Annotated in this window: 1 protein-coding gene; it reads left to right on the top strand. The window is 66.8% G+C overall.

The genetic code is table 11. The annotated features are described in order from the left end of the window. Nucleotides 1–227: 227 nt before the first annotated feature. On the top strand, nucleotides 228–1,932 hold a 1,705-nt coding region (locus tag ACEN88_RS30415; protein WP_413345719.1), incomplete at its 3' end, for a methyl-accepting chemotaxis protein.

Raw genomic sequence — 1,932 nt, 5'->3', positions numbered from 1 at the left:
CCTCTTTCGGGTTACAAACCGGGGGGTTTTGCCCGTCTGCGCCCCCACATACCGCGCGGGTTTGGGTTGGGGTTTTAACCAACCCGCCCCCCCCGGGTGCGGGGGCGCGACGATGTCTCAGCGCAACATATATTGCTTTTAGAGAATATATTTCCGATTTTTATGCTTTCCCACTATTTTACCCGGTGAGATTTGGATAGATTGTAGGTGTCGAGGAGGAGACAACCATGCGGCATCTTACAATCAAACAAACATTCATCACCCTGCTGGCCCTGACCCTGGTCATGGCCAGCCTCATGCTGGCCGCGCTGCAGCGCGTGTCCGTCGCGCAAAGCCGCGCGACGGAGGCGAGCGAGTCGCGCTACCGGTCCTATCTGCTGGCGGACGAACTGCGCCAGAGCTCCGACGACCTCACGCGCCTCGCCCGCACCTACGTGGTCACGGGCGACAGCCGCTACGAACAGCAATACCAGGACATCCTCGCCATCCGCAACGGCACCAGGCCGCGGCCCGAGCACTATGAGCGCATCTACTGGGATCTCGTCGCGGGCGGCGTCGCGGTGCCGCCGTCCAGCGGCCAGGCGGTCCCGCTGCAGGAATTGATGCGCAAGGCCGGCTTCAGCGAACAGGAATTCGCCAAGCTGCGGGAGGCGCAGGACGTGTCCGACGCCCTCGTCAAGACCGAAGTCGCCGCGATGAATGCCGTGAAGGGCCTGTTCGACGACGGCCGCGGCGGATTTACCCGCAAGGACGAACCGAATGCGGAATTCGCGCGGGCGATCATGCACGACGCCGCGTACCACCGCAACAAGGCGCGCATCATGGTGCCGCTGAACGACTTCCTGCGCCTGCTCGACGAGCGCACCGGCGCCGCCGTCGCCGACGCCCACCAGGCCACCGGCAGCGCGATGACGGCCGCGATCGCGCTGATGGTCCTGTCGCTCGTGTCGACGACCGCCGCCCTGTACATGGTCTACCGCTACATCATGCGCAACCTGAACAAGGCCGTTACCGCGGCCGACCGCATCGCCGGGGGCGACCTGTCGGGCGAAGTCGTCGTGGAGTTCGACGACGAGGTGGGCCGGCTGATGGGGGCCATCGCCACCATCAACGGCAACCTGCACGACATGCTGGCCAGGATCCGCACGAGCACGGAAAACATGGCGACGGCGACGGATGAAATCGCGACGGGCAATGCCGACCTGTCGGCACGCACGGAAGCGCAGGCCGGGTCGCTCGAGGAGAGCGCCAGCGCGATGGAGACGCTGACCGGGACCGTCCAGCGCAACGCGGCCAACGCGCACAACGCCAACGACCTGGCGGCGCGCGCCTCCACGGTCGCCGGCAAGGGCGGCGACGTGATGGCGCAGGTGGTGTCGACGATGGGGGACATCAAGGATGGCTCGGCACGCATCGCCGACATCATCGGCGTCATCGACAGCATCGCGTTCCAGACCAACATCCTCGCGCTGAACGCGGCCGTGGAAGCGGCGCGGGCCGGGGAACAGGGCCGCGGCTTCGCGGTGGTGGCGGCGGAAGTGCGCGCGCTGGCGCAGCGCAGCGCCGGCGCGGCCAAGGAGATCAAGGACCTGATCAGCGCGTCCGTGCAGAGCGTGGAGACGGGCAGCCGCCTCGTCGACGAAGCGGGCAGCACGATGGACGAGATCATGGATGCGATCCGCCAGGTGTCCGGCATCCTGGGCGACATCGCCCGCGCCAGCGCGGAGCAGGGTCACGGCATCGCGGAAGTGAGCAGCGCCGTGCACCAGATGGACGGTATCACGCAGCAGAATGCGGCGCTCGTCGAAGAGGCCGCGGCGGCGGCGCAAAGCCTGAAGGACCAGGCGCAGGCGCTGCTGCAGGCCGTGGGCATCTCGAACAACGAGGGCCGCTGGTGGGACGACCGTCACGCTTCCTTCCTGCGCTACAAGC

This window comes from Massilia sp. CT11-108 (assembly GCF_047302915.1).
Classification (GTDB): domain Bacteria; phylum Pseudomonadota; class Gammaproteobacteria; order Burkholderiales; family Burkholderiaceae_D; genus Telluria; species Telluria orientalis.
The sequence above is the reverse complement of the archived record's forward strand: the minus strand, read 5'-3'. Positions and strand labels throughout refer to the sequence as shown.